This window comes from Avibacterium sp. 21-586 (assembly GCF_026226775.1).
Classification (GTDB): domain Bacteria; phylum Pseudomonadota; class Gammaproteobacteria; order Enterobacterales; family Pasteurellaceae; genus Avibacterium.
Genome location: NZ_JAKKOD010000002.1, coordinates 489,189 through 507,831 on the forward strand (window position 1 = coordinate 489,189; position 18,643 = coordinate 507,831).

The 18,643-nt window shown below is 42.1% G+C and carries 16 protein-coding genes; 9 read left to right on the top strand and 7 right to left on the bottom strand.

Going from position 1 to position 18,643, the window contains the following annotated elements; translation table 11 throughout:
• Positions 1-3 precede the first annotated feature (3 nt).
• The gene (gene clpX / locus L5B71_RS10100; RefSeq protein WP_265758247.1) at positions 4-1,236 is read left to right on the top strand and encodes an ATP-dependent protease ATP-binding subunit ClpX; all 1,233 of its coding nucleotides are present in this window, start codon (positions 4-6) and stop codon (positions 1,234-1,236) included.
• A 62-nt stretch (positions 1,237-1,298) separates the two neighbouring features.
• Here clpX and der read toward each other — a convergent pair whose 3' ends face one another.
• Entirely contained in the window at positions 1,299-2,828 is a 1,530-nt protein-coding gene (gene der, locus L5B71_RS10105; protein WP_265758248.1) for a ribosome biogenesis GTPase Der, read from the bottom strand.
• Between the two features lie 294 nt (positions 2,829-3,122).
• Between der and L5B71_RS10110 the strand changes: the two genes are divergently transcribed.
• The 4 genes from L5B71_RS10110 (at position 3,123) to L5B71_RS10125 (ending at position 7,640) form a co-directional block, all read left to right on the top strand.
• Entirely contained in the window at positions 3,123-4,718 is a 1,596-nt protein-coding gene (locus L5B71_RS10110) for an L-lactate permease (protein ID WP_265758249.1), read from the top strand.
• 75 nt (positions 4,719-4,793) lie between these two features.
• Positions 4,794-5,525, top strand: coding sequence for a (Fe-S)-binding protein (locus L5B71_RS10115; RefSeq protein ID WP_265758250.1), 732 nt, complete (start codon positions 4,794-4,796; stop codon positions 5,523-5,525).
• 1 nt (position 5,526) lies between these two features.
• Entirely contained in the window at positions 5,527-6,939 is a 1,413-nt protein-coding gene (locus tag L5B71_RS10120; RefSeq protein WP_265758251.1) for a LutB/LldF family L-lactate oxidation iron-sulfur protein, read from the top strand.
• Positions 6,939-7,640, top strand: coding sequence for a LutC/YkgG family protein (locus tag L5B71_RS10125; RefSeq protein ID WP_265758253.1), 702 nt, complete (start codon positions 6,939-6,941; stop codon positions 7,638-7,640). The genes L5B71_RS10120 and L5B71_RS10125 overlap by 1 nt, the downstream gene beginning before the upstream one ends.
• Positions 7,641-7,893: 253 nt before the next feature.
• On the opposite strand, the gene fbpC is transcribed toward L5B71_RS10125, so the two are convergent.
• The 3 genes from fbpC to L5B71_RS10140 form a co-directional block, all read right to left on the bottom strand.
• Positions 7,894-8,943 carry a ferric ABC transporter ATP-binding protein gene (fbpC, locus tag L5B71_RS10130; protein ID WP_265758254.1) on the bottom strand — a complete coding sequence of 350 codons (1,050 nt, stop codon included), beginning with the start codon at positions 8,941-8,943 and terminating at the stop codon, positions 7,894-7,896.
• A 12-nt stretch (positions 8,944-8,955) separates the two neighbouring features.
• Positions 8,956-11,013 (bottom strand): ABC transporter permease, encoded by a 2,058-nt coding sequence (locus L5B71_RS10135; RefSeq protein WP_265758255.1) that lies wholly within the window; start codon positions 11,011-11,013, stop codon positions 8,956-8,958.
• Between the two features lie 86 nt (positions 11,014-11,099).
• Positions 11,100-12,140, bottom strand: coding sequence for an ABC transporter substrate-binding protein (locus L5B71_RS10140; protein WP_265758256.1), 1,041 nt, complete (start codon positions 12,138-12,140; stop codon positions 11,100-11,102).
• Between the two features lie 224 nt (positions 12,141-12,364).
• On the opposite strand from L5B71_RS10140, the gene udk reads away from it, so the two are divergent.
• The 4 genes from udk to L5B71_RS10160 are packed head-to-tail and all read left to right on the top strand — an operon-like array spanning position 12,365 to position 16,159.
• On the top strand, positions 12,365-13,006 hold the full coding sequence (gene udk, locus L5B71_RS10145) for a uridine kinase (protein WP_265758257.1): 642 nt from the start codon (positions 12,365-12,367) through the stop codon (positions 13,004-13,006).
• A 9-nt stretch (positions 13,007-13,015) separates the two neighbouring features.
• Entirely contained in the window at positions 13,016-13,600 is a 585-nt protein-coding gene (gene dcd, locus L5B71_RS10150; protein ID WP_265758258.1) for a dCTP deaminase, read from the top strand.
• 3 nt (positions 13,601-13,603) lie between these two features.
• Entirely contained in the window at positions 13,604-14,914 is a 1,311-nt protein-coding gene (locus L5B71_RS10155) for a hypothetical protein (protein WP_265758259.1), read from the top strand.
• A gap of 60 nt (positions 14,915-14,974) precedes the next feature.
• Entirely contained in the window at positions 14,975-16,159 is a 1,185-nt protein-coding gene (locus L5B71_RS10160) for a sugar transporter (protein WP_265758260.1), read from the top strand.
• A gap of 51 nt (positions 16,160-16,210) precedes the next feature.
• On the opposite strand, the gene L5B71_RS10165 is transcribed toward L5B71_RS10160, so the two are convergent.
• Genes L5B71_RS10165 through L5B71_RS10175 form a run of 3 tightly spaced genes read right to left on the bottom strand, consistent with a single transcriptional unit; the run spans position 16,211 to position 18,612 of the window.
• Positions 16,211-17,038, bottom strand: coding sequence for a pyridoxal phosphatase (locus L5B71_RS10165; protein ID WP_265758262.1), 828 nt, complete (start codon positions 17,036-17,038; stop codon positions 16,211-16,213).
• Between the two features lie 24 nt (positions 17,039-17,062).
• The gene (gene araD, locus L5B71_RS10170; protein WP_265758263.1) at positions 17,063-17,758 is read right to left on the bottom strand and encodes an L-ribulose-5-phosphate 4-epimerase; all 696 of its coding nucleotides are present in this window, start codon (positions 17,756-17,758) and stop codon (positions 17,063-17,065) included.
• Positions 17,752-18,612, bottom strand: coding sequence for an L-ribulose-5-phosphate 3-epimerase (locus L5B71_RS10175; protein WP_265758264.1), 861 nt, complete (start codon positions 18,610-18,612; stop codon positions 17,752-17,754). Before L5B71_RS10175 ends, araD begins: the two co-directional genes overlap by 7 nt.
• Positions 18,613-18,643 lie beyond the last annotated feature (31 nt).

The following is an 18,643-nucleotide window of genomic DNA, read 5'->3' on the forward strand; positions in this document are numbered from 1 at the left end:
GTTATGACAACAGAACAACAGCTCCATTGCTCAATGTGTGGCAAAGAACGTGGTGAAGTGGAAAAATTAATAGCGGGAGAAGATGGAGCAATTTGCAACGAATGTATTGAGCTTTGTCATAATTTGCTAGTTGATGCGCAAAAACAAGAGCAAATTGAAGCAGATACAACCGTAAAATTGCCAACGCCACACGAAATTCGTGCCCATTTAGATGATTATGTGATCGGGCAAGATTACGCCAAAAAAGTGTTAGCGGTAGCGGTATATAATCACTATAAACGCCAGCAAGTAGGGTATAAATCAGATGAGGTCGAATTAGGAAAAAGTAATATTTTGCTAATTGGTCCAACCGGAAGTGGAAAAACCTTGCTCGCTGAAACCTTAGCCAGAACCTTAAATGTGCCTTTCGCAATAGCAGATGCCACCACGTTAACTGAAGCAGGTTATGTGGGGGAAGATGTCGAAAACGTGTTGCAAAAATTATTGCAAAATTGTGATTATGACATCGAAAAAGCAGAAAAAGGCATTATTTACATTGATGAGATTGATAAAATCACGCGTAAATCTGAAAATGCGTCAATTACCCGTGATGTATCAGGGGAAGGCGTGCAACAAGCCTTGCTGAAATTAATTGAAGGCACAATTTCTTCCATTCCACCACAAGGCGGACGCAAACATCCACAGCAAGAAATGTTACGTCTTGATACATCTAAGATCTTGTTTATTTGTGGCGGTGCGTTTGCAGGATTAGAAAAAATCGTGGAAAAACGTGTTCACGTTGGCAGTGGTATTGGTTTTGGTGCGGAAGTAAAAGGGCAGGATGATAAAGCCACGCTGACTGAATTATTCACCCAAGTTGAACCAGATGATTTAATGAAATTTGGCTTAATTCCAGAGTTTATCGGGCGTTTACCCGTCATTGCACCGCTTGCGGAATTAGATGAGGAGGCCTTGATTCAAATTCTCACCGAGCCGAAAAATGCACTCACCAAGCAATATCAAGCGTTGTTTGGTTTGGAGAATGTAACTCTTGAATTTTCTCGTGAAGCCTTAGTTTCAATGGCCAAAAAAGCTATTGAGCGTAAAACAGGTGCGCGTGGTTTACGTTCTATAGTAGAAGGGTTGCTACTTGATACAATGTATGATTTACCATCAATCGAAAATCTTGAAAAAGTGATTATTGATGAAAATACCGTTGTAGATAACGAACCACCGAAAATGATATTTGGATCTTAGTTCTTTTCTACTATATATAAAAAGTGCGGTAATTTTTACCGCACTTTTGTTATCTGCTGATTTTATTTTTTCGATTTTTTGATAAATTTCATCAAACGTTTACGCTTGCGCAACTGATTTGGTGTGAGTTTATTACGTTTACCAGAAAATGGATTGCTGCCCTCTTGGAAGATTAAACGAATAGGTGAGCCAATAATTTTCAGGCTTCTGCGATAATAGTTTGATAAATAACGTTTATAGCTATCTGGCAAGCGATCAATTTGGTTGCCGTGTACCACAATAATTGGCGGATTATAGCCACCGGGGTGAGCGTATTTCAATTTAATACGGCGACCGCTAACCATTGGCGGTTGATGTTCATCTGTTGCCATTTGTAGTATACGGGTGAGCATTGAGGTAGTCATTTTTTGCGTGGCACAAGCATAGGCTTCTTTAATGGAATCAAACAGATTGCCCACACCGCTGCCATGCAAGGCAGAAATAAAATGTACCCGAGCAAAATCAATGAAGTCTAAGCGGCGATCTAATTCTGATTTCACGCGATCTTTTACTTCTTGATCTAAGCCGTCCCACTTGTTCACCACGATCACTAAAGAACGCCCTGCATTTAGAATAAAGCCGAGTAAAGAAAGATCTTGATCGGAAATGCCTTCACGCGCATCAATGGTAAGTAGCACCACATTAGCTTCTTGAATGGCTTGTAAGGTTTTGATGACAGAGAATTTTTCTACCGTCAAATGCACCTTACCACGTTTCCGCACGCCCGCGGTGTCGATAATGGTGTAATGCTGACCATCGCGTTCCATTGGAATGGAAATACTATCGCGCGTTGTGCCGGGAAGATCGTAAACCACTACACGTTCTTCGCCTAAAATACGGTTGGTTAGGGTGGATTTCCCTACGTTAGGACGCCCTACAATTGCGATTTTGATGTTTTGCTCTTGTTCGCTTTCTTCTTCCGCAAGGGCTTCATCTAATAGCTGACCATCTTCTTCGTTATTGAAATCAAATTCGTGATCCCATTCATCTTCTTGATTTTCTTCGTTATTTTGCACCGCACTTTGGTTTTTCTCAGCCTCTTTTTCAGCATTCTGTTCAGCAAACGGCGCAAGCACTTGTTCCATTAAAGCATTCACACCACGGCCTTGTGACGCGGCGATTTGCACCACTTCACCTAAGCCAAGCTGATAAAATTCCGCACAATGGGAATCTGCATCAATACCGTCCGTTTTATTGGCAACTAGCACGGTGGTTTTATTTTGGCGTTGGCGTAAATATTGGGCGATGCCAATATCGGCGGAAGTGAGCCCTGCGCGCGCATCTACTAGAAATAACACGATGTCTGCTTCTTCAATGGCAAGCAAGGATTGCTCTGCCATTTTTTCTTCTACACCTTCTTCTGTGCCATCAATACCGCCTGTATCGATCACGATAAAATCATAGCCAACAATATTGGCTTGGCCATATTTGCGATCGCGGGTTAAGCCGGGGAAGTCGGCAACAAGCGCATCACGCGTACGTGTTAGGCGATTAAATAAAGTGGATTTTCCTACATTTGGGCGACCCACAAGAGCAACTACGGGAGTTGTCATAAAAACCTCTATATTTGTTAGGCAAATTTTCACGGCAAAAACAAAGTGCGGTGAAAAAATAATGAGTTTTTTGCAAAATCAGTTGATTATAGCGGATTTTATCCTTAATGAGAAATGACTTATCCGACGAGCTAAATACTAGCCTGAAAGACGTGTTCTTGCTGAATTGTTAAAATTTTTTGTGATCATTGTCATAATTTCTTAACAAATGTTTTACTAAATGGATTAAATCAGCATAGAATGTCGACCTTAATTTAAGTCATAAAGTTTTATTATAGTTATGGAGTAGTTTGTATGGCTCTTTTTCTTAGTATTTTTCCCATTGTTTTATTAATTTATTTAATGGTAAAACGCAATGCGTTGCCATCTTACGTTGCGTTGCCGTGGATTGCGGTTGTTGTATTAATTATTCAATTTATTTTCTTTGGTACAGATATTTCTATCGTGAGTGCCAATGTAACTGCAGCATTGGTGGCGGTTCAAACACCAATTACGGTAATTTTCGGCGCGATTTTATTTAATCGTTTTTCAGAAGTATCAGGCGCAACCAATACCTTGCGTAAATGGTTAGGTAATATTAATCCAAATCCAGTTGCTCAAATTATGATTATCGGTTGGGCATTTGCCTTTATGATTGAAGGGGCAAGTGGTTTCGGGACACCAGCGGCGATCGCTGCGCCGATCTTAGTGGGGTTAGGCTTCCCACCATTAAAAGTGGCAATGCTTGCCTTAATTATGAACTCCGTACCGGTTTCTTTCGGAGCGGTAGGAACGCCAACTTGGTTTGGTTTTGGTCCGTTAAATTTAACCGATGGCCAAATTCTTGAAATTGGTTCAATGTCAGCGCTTATTCACGCATTTGCGGCATTAATTATTCCATTAATGGCGTTACGTTTAATCGTAGGCTGGAGCGAAATTCGTAAAAACCTTGTGTTTATTTATATCAGTATTTTTGCTTGTGTGGTGCCTTATTTCTTATTAGCACAAGTGAACTATGAGTTCCCGTCATTAGTGGGTGGGGCAACAGGTTTATTGGTATCTGTCTTCGTGGCGAATAAAGGCATTGGTTTAGCTAAAGTTGAAAATACCCTTGACGATAACGCTGTAAGCACAGGGCAGGTAGTGAAAGCCTTATTGCCAACAGGGTTATTAATCGCAATTTTAATTGTGACACGTTTACAACAATTGCCATTCAAAGCAATGATGAACGATGCGACCACTTGGTTTAGTGTACAATTAGGCTCATTAGGTTTATTTGAAATTAGCCACGGTTTAATTTTCAGCTTAAAACAAATTTTTGGTACATCAGTAAATGCAAGCTATAAATTGCTTTATGTGCCAGCATTAATTCCATTCGTGGTAACCGTATTAATTTCGATCCCATTATTCGCATTATCAGCAAGCAAAACGAAAGATATTTTTATGGGTAGCTTAAGACAAACTCGCAACCCATTTTTAGCCCTTGTTGGTGCGTTAATTATGGTGAACTTAATGCTTGTAGGCGGTGATAATTCAATGGTGAAAATTATCGGTAGAAGTTTTGCTGAAGCCACAGGGGAATACTGGACATTATTTGCCTCTTACTTAGGTGCAGTGGGTGCATTCTTCTCTGGTTCCAACACTGTTTCTAACTTAACCTTTGGTAGTGTTCAACTTTCCACTGCGGAAATTACTGGTCTTTCTGCTACCCTTGTTCTTGCCTTGCAGTCTGTCGGCGGTGCAATGGGAAATATGGTGTGTATCAACAACATCGTTGCGGTAAGCTCAGTATTAAATATTGATAAACAAGAAGGCACAATTATTAAGAAAACCATCGTTCCAATGATCGTTTATGGTATTATTGCCGCACTTGTTGCACTCTTTATTATTCCACTTTTCTTTAACGTTTAGTGTGAATTATTACAAATCAGGCAGAGGCAACTTTGCCTGATTTCTCATTTCTATTTGATTATGTTGGAGTAATTTATGAACGTAAATTTTTACGTTACTTGTATCGCTGATGTGGTAAAAGCAGGCGTTGCAAAAAACACCGTATTATTACTAGAAAAGCTCGGCTGCAATATTGTTTTCCTTGAAAAACAAGGTTGCTGCGGTCAGCCTTCCCTTAACAGTGGTTATACCAAACAAGCCCTAGCGGGAATGAAAAACTTGGTAGAAACCTTTGAAGTCAATGATTATCCTATCGTTGCCCCTGCGGGTTCTTGTGTTTATGCCATTAAGACCTATCCTGAATATTTTAACCGTTTTAATGAGCCAAAATGGGCAGAACGCGCGCAGAAAGTGGCAGATCGTTTTTATGATTTAACCGATTTTATCGTCAATAAATTAGGTGTAACCAATGTGGGCGCGACTTTAACAGGAAAAGCGGTATATCACCCTTCTTGTAGCTTAAGCCGTAAATTAGGCATTGTGAACGAACCTTTAACCTTATTACAAAATGTGAAAGGGCTAGAATTATTGCCAATTCACAATCAAAGCACTTGTTGCGGTTTTGGTGGAACATTCTCGGTGAAAATGGCGGAAATTTCTGGCGAAATGGTGACAGAAAAAGTGGAACATATCACAGAAGTTCACCCTGATTATTTAATCGGGGCTGATGTCAGTTGTTTACTCAATATTGGCGGACGTTTAAGTCGTGAAGGCAAAAAAGTGAAAGTGATGCACATTGCCGAAGTATTAATGCAGGAGGGAAAATAAGATGTCATTAAAAACCAGCAATCTTGCATTTAAAAAACGCGTGGATAATGAAATTCACAATGACATTATGCGTAAAGCTATTGTAATGGCACAAGAACGCATCGGCACAAATCGCCAAAAAATGGTGGACGAGCTTGGTCATTGGGAAGAATGGCGTGATGAAGCAAAACATATTCGTAACCACGTTTTAGCCAATCTTGATGCCTATTTATATCAATTAAGCGAAAAAGTGACTGAAAATGGCGGAAAAGTTTATTTTGCTGAAACCGCAGAAGATGCCACTAATTATATTCGCCAAGTTGCTCTTGAGAAAAATGCCAAAAAAATTGTGAAATCCAAATCAATGGTCACCGAAGAAATTGGTATGAATGAAGTGCTGGAAGCCGAAGGTATCAAGGTGATTGAAACGGATTTAGGGGAATATATCCTACAAATTGCAGGGGATCGCCCTTCTCATATCGTTGTGCCAGCAATTCACAAAGATCGCCACCAAATTCGTAAAGATTTGCACGAAAAATTAGGCTATGACGGTCCAGAAACGCCAGAAGCAATGACCTTGTTCATTCGTGAAAAAATCCGTCAAGATTTCTTGGAAGCAGACATCGGCGTGAGTGGGTGTAACTTTGCCGTGCCAGAAACAGGTAGCCTTTGCTTGGTCACCAACGAAGGAAACTTACGTCTTGCTACCACCGTGCCAAAAACGCACATTGCAGTAATGGGAATGGAGCGTATTGCACCAACTTTTGAAGAAGTGGACGTGTTAATCACAATGCTTGCCAGAAGTGCTGTAGGAGCAAAATTAACCGGTTATAACACTTGGCTCACAGGTCCACGTCTTGCAGGCGAAACGGACGGTCCTGAAGAATTCCATTTGGTTATCGTGGATAACGGACGTTCTAAAATTCTTGAAAGCGAATTTAAAGAAGTATTGCGTTGTATCCGTTGTGGCGCGTGCTTAAATACTTGTCCAGCCTATCGTCAAATTGGTGGACACGGTTATGGCTCAATTTATCCCGGCCCAATCGGATCGGTGATTTCACCATTATTAGGCGGTTATGAAGACTTCAAAGAATTGCCGTATGCCTGCTCGTTATGTACTGCTTGTAACTCCGTTTGCCCAGTGAAAATTCCATTGGCACAGCTCATCTTAAAACACCGTGAGCATATTGCCCAAAGTGGTATGACACCAACCGGAGAGCGTTTATCTATCTTTGGTTTCAACTTTGCCAACTCTCACCCAACCTTATGGAAAGTGGGCGTGAATGTGGGGGCGAAAGTGGCAAGCAAATTCATTAAAAATGGTAAAGCACCACTTGAATTTGGCGCATTGGCCGAATGGACAAAAGCGCGCGATCTACCAAGTGCTGATGGCGAAAGTTTCCGTGAATGGTTTAATAAAAGAGAGGCAAAATAATGGACGCACAAAATAGAGAAAACTTCCTAAACAAACTTGCGGAAAGAATGGGGCGTCCACGCCAGCTTGTGCCAGAGCCAATGCCAGCGCCGCTAAATGATTACGCCACAACGCGTTTAACCGATCTTGATCCGCAAGCCTTATGCCAAACCTTTATTGAATCGGCAAAAGCGATGATGGTTGATGTGATTGAAACCAACGAAGCGGAAGCCAAAAGTGCGGTGCTTTCTGCCTGCGAAAAATATGGCGGTGGACAAATTATTCTCACTGGCGATGAACGCTTAGCGCAACTTGGCATTACGCAAGATGTACAAGCCAATTATGATGCGGATATTTGGTTGTCGCAAAATGGCGAAGAAAACTTAAAACACGCTGAGCAAGCCAATATCGGCATTAACTATGCAGAATATGGCTTGGCAGAATCAGGCGGTGTCGTATTGTTTTCTGGCAAAGACAAAGGCCGTTCAGTGAGCTTATTGCCAGAAAAATCCATTGTTGTAGTACGCAAAAGCCTTGTTTTACCGCGTGTGGCACAACTTGCCAAAATTCTGCACGACAAAGCCGTGTTAGGGGAAAGAATGCCATCTTGCGTAAATATCATCTCAGGTCCAAGCTCCACCGCAGATATTGAGCTAGTTAAAGTGGTGGGCGTACACGGCCCGACAACCAAAGTGTATGTGGTGATTGACGATCTTGGCTAAAATGTAAGCTGATCTTATAGTTAAAGTTTAGTGGTCACATAGCTGGGATCTTAGTCCTTTTCACTTATTTATTGTTCTATGTAAGAGATGCACAGATGTCTGTAAATTTGTATGTTTCTAAGTATGCATTATTAGACTTTTGAAGCAAATTAAAATGAATTAAAGTGCGGTGGTTTTTTGTTAAATTTTAACAAATTTTCCACCGCACTTTTTTTTGTAATCGGCTGTTTGTAAGCCGTAGTGACTAGACAGGCTATTCTTTTTTCAGTAAGAACACGCCATAATCAGCAAAATGTACATAAGCCTGTTTGATAGCAGGATCAAAACTATCAGGTTGGCAGTTGATGAGTAGCGGTTTACCGCCCCATTGCGCCACAATTTCCCAGTGATTGCCCATATATACCGCACTTTGAATTTCACAGCGTTGAGCTGTATCGCCTTGCGGTGAAAGGCGTACTGATTCAGGGCGAATGCCGACTAAACATTCTCCGTCAGGCAAGCCAAAAGATTGCACATTTGGCAAGGTGAACGCATACTGATTAACCGTTATAGTGTCATTTTTAAGTTTACCGTCAAAGATGCTACTTTCGCCCATAAAGTTCGCTAAAAACAAAGAGTTAGGGTGTTGATAAAGCACTTTCGCCGAAGCCTTTTGCATAATTTTGCCCTTGTGCATTACGATCACTTCATCAGACACGGCGAATGCTTCGCTTTGATCGTGGGTAACATAAAGGGAAGTGATGCCAAGACGTTGTTGCAGTTCGCGGATTTTTTCACGCATACTACGGCGTAAATTGGCGTCAAGGTTGCTCAGCGGCTCGTCAAACAATAACACTTTTGGCTTTAGCACCAGCGCGCGCGCCAAAGCAACACGCTGTTGCTGACCACCTGAGATTTGATCCACATAGCGTTCTTCAAAGCCCGCCAGATCCACCAATTCTAAGGCTTCTTTAACCCGTTGTTTACGCTCTGCTGATCCTACGCCCTGCATACGCAAACCGTAGCCTACATTGTCCCCAATAGACATATGCGGAAACAGCGCATAAGACTGAAACACGATACAAATATCACGGTTTTGAATGGAGGATTTCGTTACGTCTTCTCCGTCAATAAAAATCTGCCCAGAAGTCGGGCTCTCTAGCCCAGCCACAAGGCGTAGCACGGTGGTTTTTCCGCAACCAGAAGGCCCGAGCAGGGTAACCATTGAGCCTTGTTTAATAGAAAGATTGAGATCATCGATGACCACCGCTTTACCAAAGGATTTGGTTACATTTTTTAACACTAAAAAATCATTATTCTTCATTTTTACAACCTATTAATTCATTTTTTTCGCTTTAGAACGCGCAATTCGCGTGTCGCCCACCAACCAGTCAAATAGCAAAATAATTGCCATCATTACCACGATTAAAATTGAGCCATAAGCAATAGCAACGCCGTATTCGCCGTCTTCCACGCGGTTTAGAATATAAGAAGTGGCAACCCTTGTATCCGCGGTAACTAAGAAGACAATGGCGCTGACCGTGGTCATTGCGCGCACAAAACTGGTTACCAAAGCGGAAAGCAACGCAGGCTTAAGCAGTGGGAATACAATATACCAAATAGTTTTTAACGAGCTGCCTTTGAGTGAAAGCGAGGCCTCATCAAGGGATTTATCAAGCTGCCCTAACCCCGCCACAGCGGCACGCATTCCCACTGGCATATTACGCATTACCATTGAAAGCACGATGATGATGCTTGTGCCAGTGATATAAATTGGCGCATTATTAAAGGCAAGAATATAGGAAACCCCTGCCACCGTTCCGGGTACGGCAAAGCAAAGTAAGGTTAAAAATTCAAGAGTTTTCTTGCCTTTAAAATCACGGCGCACGGTGATGTAGGCTATCAATAAGCCAAAAATTGCTGTAATCGGGGCAGCGGTGGCGGCAAAAATCACCGTATGAATAAGCGATGGCCAAGCGCCGTCACTAAAGCCTTGTCCGAATAAGGTAAGATAATGTTTAAAGGTGAAGGTGTAATCCACGCCCCAGTTCATCGTGAAGCTGCCGTAGAAAATACTGCCGTATAGCACCGCATTAAACAGCACCCAGAAACCAAGAGTAAAAATAATGAAAAATTTCATCGCACTTGGCAAATCTTGCACATCACCGCGATAGGATTTGCCTGAAACGGTAACATAAGAACGATTGCCGATCCATAAATATTGGATCACAAAAATCGCCAAAGAGAAAATCAGTAAAATGCTGCCTAAGGTGCTGGCAGAAGCGTAATCTAACTGCGAGCCGGCAATGTAGAAATAAATTTGCGAAGAAATCACATCAAAGCTACCGCCGAGTACAAGTGGGGTACTAAAATCGGCTAAAGATTGGATTGCCACTACTAAAAAGGCATTGGCAAGTGCCGGTTTGAGTAGGGGAAAAATGATATTGAAAAAAGCTTGATAACGGTTTGATCGTAGCGTATATGCTGCTTCTTCAATAGACGGGTGAATGGATTTTAACGCGCCTTCTAAAATCATAAAGGCCATTGGTGTCAGCGCAAGTGTGTGGGCGATGATAATCCCAGTAAAACCATATAACCAGTTGCTGCTAAAGCCAAAATATTCCACCAAAAATTCGGTGACATAACCTGAACGCCCAAGCATTAAGGTTACTCCTAACCCCACCACAAAAGGTGGAGTAACAATCGGCAAAATGGAGAAAATCTTTCCGATTACGGCAGTGCGTTTGGCAATGCGTGTGGTGTAAAGGGCAAAAATCAAACCAAATAATGTGGCTAAAGTGCCGACCGTAATTGCCACACTAAGTGAGTTACCGATAATCCGAATAATGTAAGGTTTTTCTACAATGCTGATCACCTGGCTTGGCACAAATTCCCCATTGTCATAAAACATCGAGATAAAAATCGCCAAGGTGGGATAAACAATAAAAAAGAAAATCAACAAGACAATGCTGATGAGCGAGGCAATGATGAATTTATCCCCTTGCATTATCTTCATCCTTGCCAAGCCTTGAGTGGCAAGGGCTATCAGGCTCAGCATTAGGACGAAAACGGAATAGCCGAGATTGAATTTTTCTATCGTGGCAGAAATAAACACAAATAGGAAAATCGCTAGCACAGCGATAAATTCAGCCATACCTTGCTGCCGCTCCTCTTTCCCTTTGCAAGTGGCCGACAGAATTGGCACAAAGACTAATGCAGCAAACCAAAACCAACTTAAATTAAAGCTTGCCCAGCCCATTGCTTCATAAATTTCATCAGTGGTAGATTCCGCTAAACCATAATCCAGCGCCATAGAAGGCAAGCAGATAAAGCCCAATAACGCGAGCAAGATCCAAAATAGGCTACTATTAAACATCTGTGCCAATTTATTCATAATCTTTCCGTAATAGATGATTGATTGAGTTTCTTGTTATAACAAAAACCTTAAAGAGAATAAAGGCGGTTGCCCGCCTTACTTATTTACTGTGCCAATTTGACTTGATTAACCCATTTATTAATCAAGCGTTTGCGTTCTTCTGATGCACCGTATTTCTCAAAATCATAATTGATGAGATTAAGTTTGGTTGGATCAAACGCAGTAGGTGATTGTTCAGCAGTGGTGTTGGTAAGCGTTTGGAAAGCGCGGCCTTTTTTCCACGCTAATTCTTGGCCTTCTTTTGATAATGCCCAATCGACAAATAATTTGGCGTTATCTAAATTACGCGCGCCTTTTAAGATACTCACGCCGCCAAGTTCATAGCCTGTGCCTTCGCAAGGCACGACTAATTCAATTGGCGCACCCTGTTGTTTTTCAAGAGCGTAATCGTGTAGGAAGCCAATCCCTACAGTGGTTTCACCTCTAGCGGTGTTGCGTGAAGGGGTGATACCTGATTTTGTATATTGAGAAATGTTCGGGTGAAGTTGTTTGAAAAAATCAAAGGTTTGATCTTCGCCCCATAATTGCACAAAGGTAGCAATAGCAGTGTAAGCAGTGCCTGAGCTTTGTGGATCAGCGACTTGAACCTCACCTTTTAAGCGTGGATCGGTTAAGTCTTTCCAGCATTTTGGCACTTCTGTGATGCCTAATTTTTTCAATCGCTCTGTATTCACACCAAAGCCTAAAATCCCCATATAAATGGCGGACGTGTAGTTGCCTTTGACTTTGGCGGGATCTTGGAATTTCGGCATAATTTGATCCACATTTGATGAGCGGTAAGCTTCTAATAAACCAAGTTCTCCCGCTTGGGATTGCGGATCTAGCGTACCACCATACCAAACGTCAGCTTGGGGATTTTTCTTTTCCGCTTCAATTTTCGCAAAGGTACTACCTGAGCCATTACGGATAAAAGAAGTTTTCACATCATATTTTTTGCCAAAAGCTTGGGTTTCAGCCTCACACATTTCATTTGTGGCACTGCAATATACCACCAAGCGTCCTTTGGCCTGTGTTTGCATACTGAAAATTAACGCTGAAGTAGCAAGTGCGGTGGAAATTGCGAGAGAAATTGCTTTATATTTCATTATGGTACTCCTTATGGTTTGGCGGAAAATTGCCTAGATCATTGATTAATCTCAATTAAATTAGCCTAATCCTATCCGAATGGCATAAAAAATGCTGTGAACCACTTCACAAAATGAAAGATTCTTTTCCTTTTATTTCATTAAAAGGGTGAAACTATTATTAAAAAACAAAATTTTTCTTTATAATCTTACAATCACTGTAACTCGTCTAGTTGAGCCATATTATGTCAGATCAAGATTGCATTATTATCGCTATTGCAGGGGCTTCCGCCTCAGGAAAAAGCCTTATTGCCTCCACCATTCATAAAGAACTTCGTGATGAGCTAAGTTGCGAAGACATTGGCATTATTTCTGAAGATAGCTACTACAAAGATCAAACCCACCTTGCTTTTGAAGAGCGTATTAAAACCAATTATGACCACCCAAATTCAATGGATCGTGAGTTGTTGTTACAACATTTGCGCGCCTTAAAAGCAGGTCAAGCGGTAGATATTCCCGTTTATAGTTATGTGGAACATACGCGCACAGGCGAAACCACTCATTTCAAACCGAAAAAAGTGATTATTTTAGAAGGCATTTTGCTGCTCACAGACGAAAGGATTCGCCAAGAAGCGAGTATTTCAGTATTCGTGGATACGCCGTTGGACATTTGTTTTATCCGCCGTTTAAAACGTGATATGGAAGAACGTGGACGTTCTTTGCAATCGGTGGTGGATCAATATCGAGCTACTGTCCGTCCAATGTTCTTACAATTTATCGAACCGTCTAAACAATATGCCGATATTGTTTTCCCACGAGGTGGGAAAAACCGTATTGCAATCAATATGTTAAAAGCACAAATTAGACACCTGCTGAAAAGCAAATAGGGGAACAAAATGAGATTGTGTGATACCGACATTGAGCGTTATTTAGATGAAGGCATTATCAGCTTAACGCCACGCCCAGATAACGACAAAATCAATGGCGCCACCGTTGATGTGCGTTTGGGCAATTCTTTCCGCGTGTTTCGTGAGCATACTGCGCCTTACATTGATTTAAGCGGCAAAAAAGAAGACGTTTCCGCTCAGCTTGAAGCGGTGATGAGCGATGAAATTCTTATTGACGATGGTGAAGCCTTTTTCCTGCACCCCGGTGAACTGGCGCTTGCCACCACCTTTGAAGCGGTATCCTTGCCCGCCAACATTATCGGTTGGCTAGATGGTCGCTCTTCCCTTGCCCGCCTAGGATTAATGGTACACGTTACGGCACACCGTATCGATCCAGGTTGGAATGGGCGTATTGTGCTAGAATTTTACAATTCAGGCAAACTGCCTTTGGCGCTGCGTCCGAAAATGGTGATTGGTGCATTGAGTTTTGAAGTGCTAAGTGGCGAGGCGGCACGTCCTTATAATCGCCGTCAAGATGCTAAATATAAAGATCAGCAAAATGCGGTGGCCAGCCGTATTGATAAGGATAAATAGACAATGAAAAAGAAAGCAATATGGCTAATCGCACTGTTGTGCGTTGGGTTGTGCTTTCTTTTTTGGCAAAAATCCCGTTTAACCGCACTGCTTTCTGAACGCCTTGCGCAACAGCATATCCAAGTGGCGCAAGTGGAAAGCCAGCTTTTCCCCGCCCAATTATCTTTATATAACGTCAAGTTTCAACAAAAAGCGCGGTGGTTTTTTTTCGAAAAAATCGTGCTTGAACTCAATCCCATCGCGTTGTTTGGCGGTGAGCTTAAGTTGAATGAAATTCAACTACATAACGGCAATATTAGCAACTCTCAATGGCAAGGGCTAAATTTTAGCCTAAAACCCACCGCACTTTCTTGGCAGGATGTAGTCTATTTACTCAATGCCTTACCACAAAATGCGCCGCTGAATTTGCAGAAACCTGTGCAAATGGCGTTCAGTGCGCAGGCAACACGAGCAGCAAGCCAGATCCAGTTACAAGGCAATGTGCAGCTTTCTCATAATGGTTTAGCATTTGAACAACTTGCAGGGCAATGGCAGTTTGACCATCCCCTTTATGGTGATGTGGATACAATGGCGTTGCAGTTAAAACAAGGGTATTTACGCAGTGAAATGCAAGACGAAACAAGCCATTATCAGCTTGATTTCACAGATTTGAGTATTAATCAAATTCCCTTTTCTCAAGGCAAAATTCAGCTTGAATTTCAACCGCACTTTATCAATGGAAAACTTGCTTTAGCACCGCAAGGGGAGATTGATTTTCAATTTTATCAACAATCCGATCGCGTTCAGTTTTCCGCGCAAAATATCGCCATAGAACAATGGCTTGCCTTGTTTAAGCTGCCAGTGCTAGCAACGGGGCGGGCGCAATTAAAAGGGCAAGTGGCACTTGTTAAACAGCAGATTGAGCAAGGGCAGGCCAGCTTACAAATCATCAATGGTAAGGTGAAAAACGTGAATTTGTTAGCCATCGTGGCACAACGTTTACCGATTAATTATGATTCAGCACGTTTGCAACATATGGATTCACCCTTTGAACGACTTACTACCCAACTAATTTGGGATCAGCAAAAAATGCAATGGCAGAATTTGCAATTACGTGATCCTTATTTTCAGCTCGTGGGGGAAGGTACGGTGGATCACGTGAGCCAAAAATGTGATTTTTTAGTTAATATCAATTTGCGTGAGAAAAAATATCAAAACTTCCGTTTGCCATTACATTTTTTCGGTGATTGCCATTCGCCGCAATATAAAATTGAGTCTACCCAAGGGCTAAAAAAACAGCTCAACGATTTATTCAAACAACGCCTTTCTCGTTGAGTAAAATCTAGACTTCTGTGCTAGAATAGTCTTTCCTTCTTTTGCTAACCATATTGATAGATGTTATCTCCCAAAATTGTTCGCCGAGTGAAATTATGGCGTGTTATTTGTATGGCGTTTTCCGCCTTTATTTTCAACACTACCGAGTTTATCCCAGTGGCGCTGTTGTCGGATATTGCTCAAAGTTTCCAAATGCCTGTCAGCCAAACTGGGCTGATGATCACTATCTATGCGTGGATTGTTTCTTTGCTTTCCTTGCCTTTTATGCTGCTTACCGCCAAGTTAGAACGGCGTAGTTTGCTGATTAAGCTTTTTATTCTCTTTATTGTGAGTCATATTTTGTCTTGCGTGGCGTGGAATTTCCAAGTGCTGCTGATTTCTCGCATTGGCATTGCTATTTCTCATTCTGTATTTTGGGCGATCACCGCTTCACTCACCGTTCGCCTTGCGCCAAAAGATAAAAAAGCACAAGCGCTCGGCTTGTTAGCAATGGGCAGCGCCTTGGCAATGGTGTTAGGCTTGCCGTTAGGGCGTATTATCGGCCAATGGCTCGGCTGGCGTACCACCTTTGGTTTGATTGGCATGGTGGCGTTTATCGTGTTGATTTTTTTATATAAATTATTACCGCACTTAGTGAGCAAAAACGCCGGCACATTAAAAAGCGTTCCGCTATTATTTAAACGCCCGCTGTTGGTGGGGTTATTTGTTCTTACCGCCATTGTGATTTCCGCTCATTTCACCGCATACAGCTATGTTGAACCTTTTATGATTCAAGAAGTGAGCATCGCTCCAACGGAAACCACCTTGATTTTATTGCTGTTTGGCTGCGCAGGAATGATCGCCAGTATGCTATTTAGCCGCTTTCACCGCTTTGGGCCAGCAAAATTTCTGCTGATTGCAATGAGCAGCCTTGCTCTTTCACTCTTTGCCTTAGTGCTATTAAAAGACCATTCCACCTTGACTTATCCTTTGGTGTTATTGTGGGGCATTGGCATTGCAGGGATTGGCTTGAGCTTGCAAATCCGCATTTTACAACTCGCGCCAGATGCTACGGACGTGGCAATGGCGATTTTCTCAGGCATTTATAATATCGGCATTGGCGGCGGCGCATTGCTCGGCAACCAAGTAATGCAACATTTGGGGTTGTCTTATATTGGAATGGTTGGCGGTATTTTTGCCTTGGTTAGCATTATGCTATTTTTAGCGATTCATTTTAAATACCGCTATTTGCCTATTTCACCGTAACCTATTGGTAGGAAATAGGCTTTTTATCTATTGAAAAGAGCGGTGAAAAAATTACAGATTTTTATCTGCAAACTGCTCTTTTAACACCTGTGCGATCCCTGCTTCATCATTACTTGTGATGGTGATCTTAGCTTGGTGTTTTACGTCATCTTCCGCGTTACCCATAGCGACTCCCAGACCTACTGCGGTGAGCATACTAATGTCATTGTGATTATCACCAAAAGCGAGCACCTGTTGCGGTGCAATCTGCCATTGATTTAATACTTCTAACAATCTTGCCCCTTTGGTGTTGCCAGCGTTGGCAATATCCACACGATCCACCCAAGACCATTCGCAGCTAAACTGCTCAATCGGCAACTCTGCCACCACCTGGTTCATAATGTCTTTGTTTTGTGCGCTAATCACGCATTTCCAGATTGGCTTGTCGTGATCGATTACATCTTGAATACTTTCTACTTTTCGCACTAAAGGACGGATATTCTCAGGACAACTGGCTACCCATTTCAAAAATTTCTCCATATGCGGATTTAGCTCAGCATAATTCATCGCATTGCGAGAATACATTAATAAATGGCAATGATGTTTGGTCGCGGTATCATAAATTTGCTGCGCTTGTTGTTGCGAAAGGGGATTAGCAGCTAGCACGTTGTCATTTTGTACATCATAAACATAGGTGCCATTGCAACAAATAATCGGCGTAGTTAAACCCAGTTCCACATAATAAGGAACCACCGCCGTATGATGCCGCCCCGTTACCAATAGCACTTTAACGCCTTGCTGCTGTAACTTGGTTATTGCCTGTTTATTTTCCGCAAGAATCTGCCCTTGCGAATTCAGCAATGTGCCATCTAAATCAAAAGCGACTGCTTGGTAGTTCATATTTTATTCCTTGTATTAGATTTATTATTGTCCATAATACGCATTCTTACCGTGTTTGCGTAGGTAATGCTTATCCAATAATTCTTGTTGCATTGACGTTAAATTCGGATTGAGTTGGTGGCTGAATAAATTCATATAACCAATTTCTTCTAACACCACCGCATTATGTACGGCATTATCTGCATCAGTTCCCCAAGCAAAAGGACCGTGGGAATGAACTAATACAGCAGGCACATCTTTCGCCTCAATTTTGCGATTACGGAAGGTTTCAACAATCACCTTACCAGTTTCTAATTCATACTCACCTGCAATTTCTTCTGGCGTCATTTTTCTTGTACAAGGAATACTGCCATAGAAATAATCGGCATGTGTGGTGCCAGCGGCAATTAAATCTAACCCTGCTTGAGCCCAAATGGTGGCGTGGCGCGAATGGGTATGCACAATGCCACCAATTTCAGGGAATTGACGGTATAATTCCAAATGCGTTGCGGTATCAGAGGACGGTTTTTTCGTTCCCCACACGCGTTCACCTGTATTCACATCCACAATGACAATATCATCGGCAGTCATAGTTTCATAATCTACGCCCGAAGGTTTAATCGCCACCAATCCAGAAGTGCGGTCAATTTCACTGACATTTCCCCAAGTGAAGGTGACTAAGCGGTGTTTTGGTAAAGCCAAATTGGCTTGTAAGACTTTTTCGCGTAATTCCGCTAGCATGGGAAGCCTCCTTCTTGCATTTTTTGTTCAATAAAACGGCGTGCTTTGATGATTTCTTCAATCGACTCTTGGGCTTTTTCTGTCCACATTTCAATCAAGAACGCGCCTCGGTAATTGAGTTTAGCAAGGGTCTTAAAGCAAGTCACAAAATCCACACAGCCTTCACCAAATGGCACATCACGGAATTGCCCTGCGCAGGTTTCTGTGACTTTATAAGTATCTTTCAAATGAATCGCAGAAATCTTGTCGATGCCCAATTTCAATTCCTCTACCACATTGTCATTCCAAGCAGACAGGTTGCCGAGGTCTGGATACACGGTAAACCAAGGGGAGCGAATAATGTCATCCCATTTTTTCCAACGCGTAATGGAGCTCATAAATTGCGTATCCATAATTTCCATAGAGAGGGTCACTTGATTACTTGCTGCTAACTCAACCGCCCATTCCATCCCTTGCTGAAAACGCTCAAGCGTACCTTCATCTTGCCCTTCGTAATACACATCATAGCCTGCCAGTTGAATGGTGCGAATACCAACATCTACCGCCAGCTGAATGGCTTTCTCCATGATTTCATAGGCTTTTTTCCGTGTGGCTTCATCGTGGCTGCCAAAGGGAAAGCGACGATGTCCAGAAAGGCACATGGAGGGAATAGTCACGCCGGTATTGATGATAGCTTGTATCAGTTCAAGGCGCTGTGCTTTTGTCCAATCTAAGCGGCTGAGGCGTTCATTGCTTTCATCAATGGAGATTTCCACGAAATCAAAGCCACAGGCTTTGGCGATGGAAAGTCTATCTTGCCAGCTGATATGTTTAGGTAAGGCCTTTTCATAAATGCCTAGTTTATGTTTTCTCATTTTGTCTTCCTAATAAAATTAGTGAAATTTT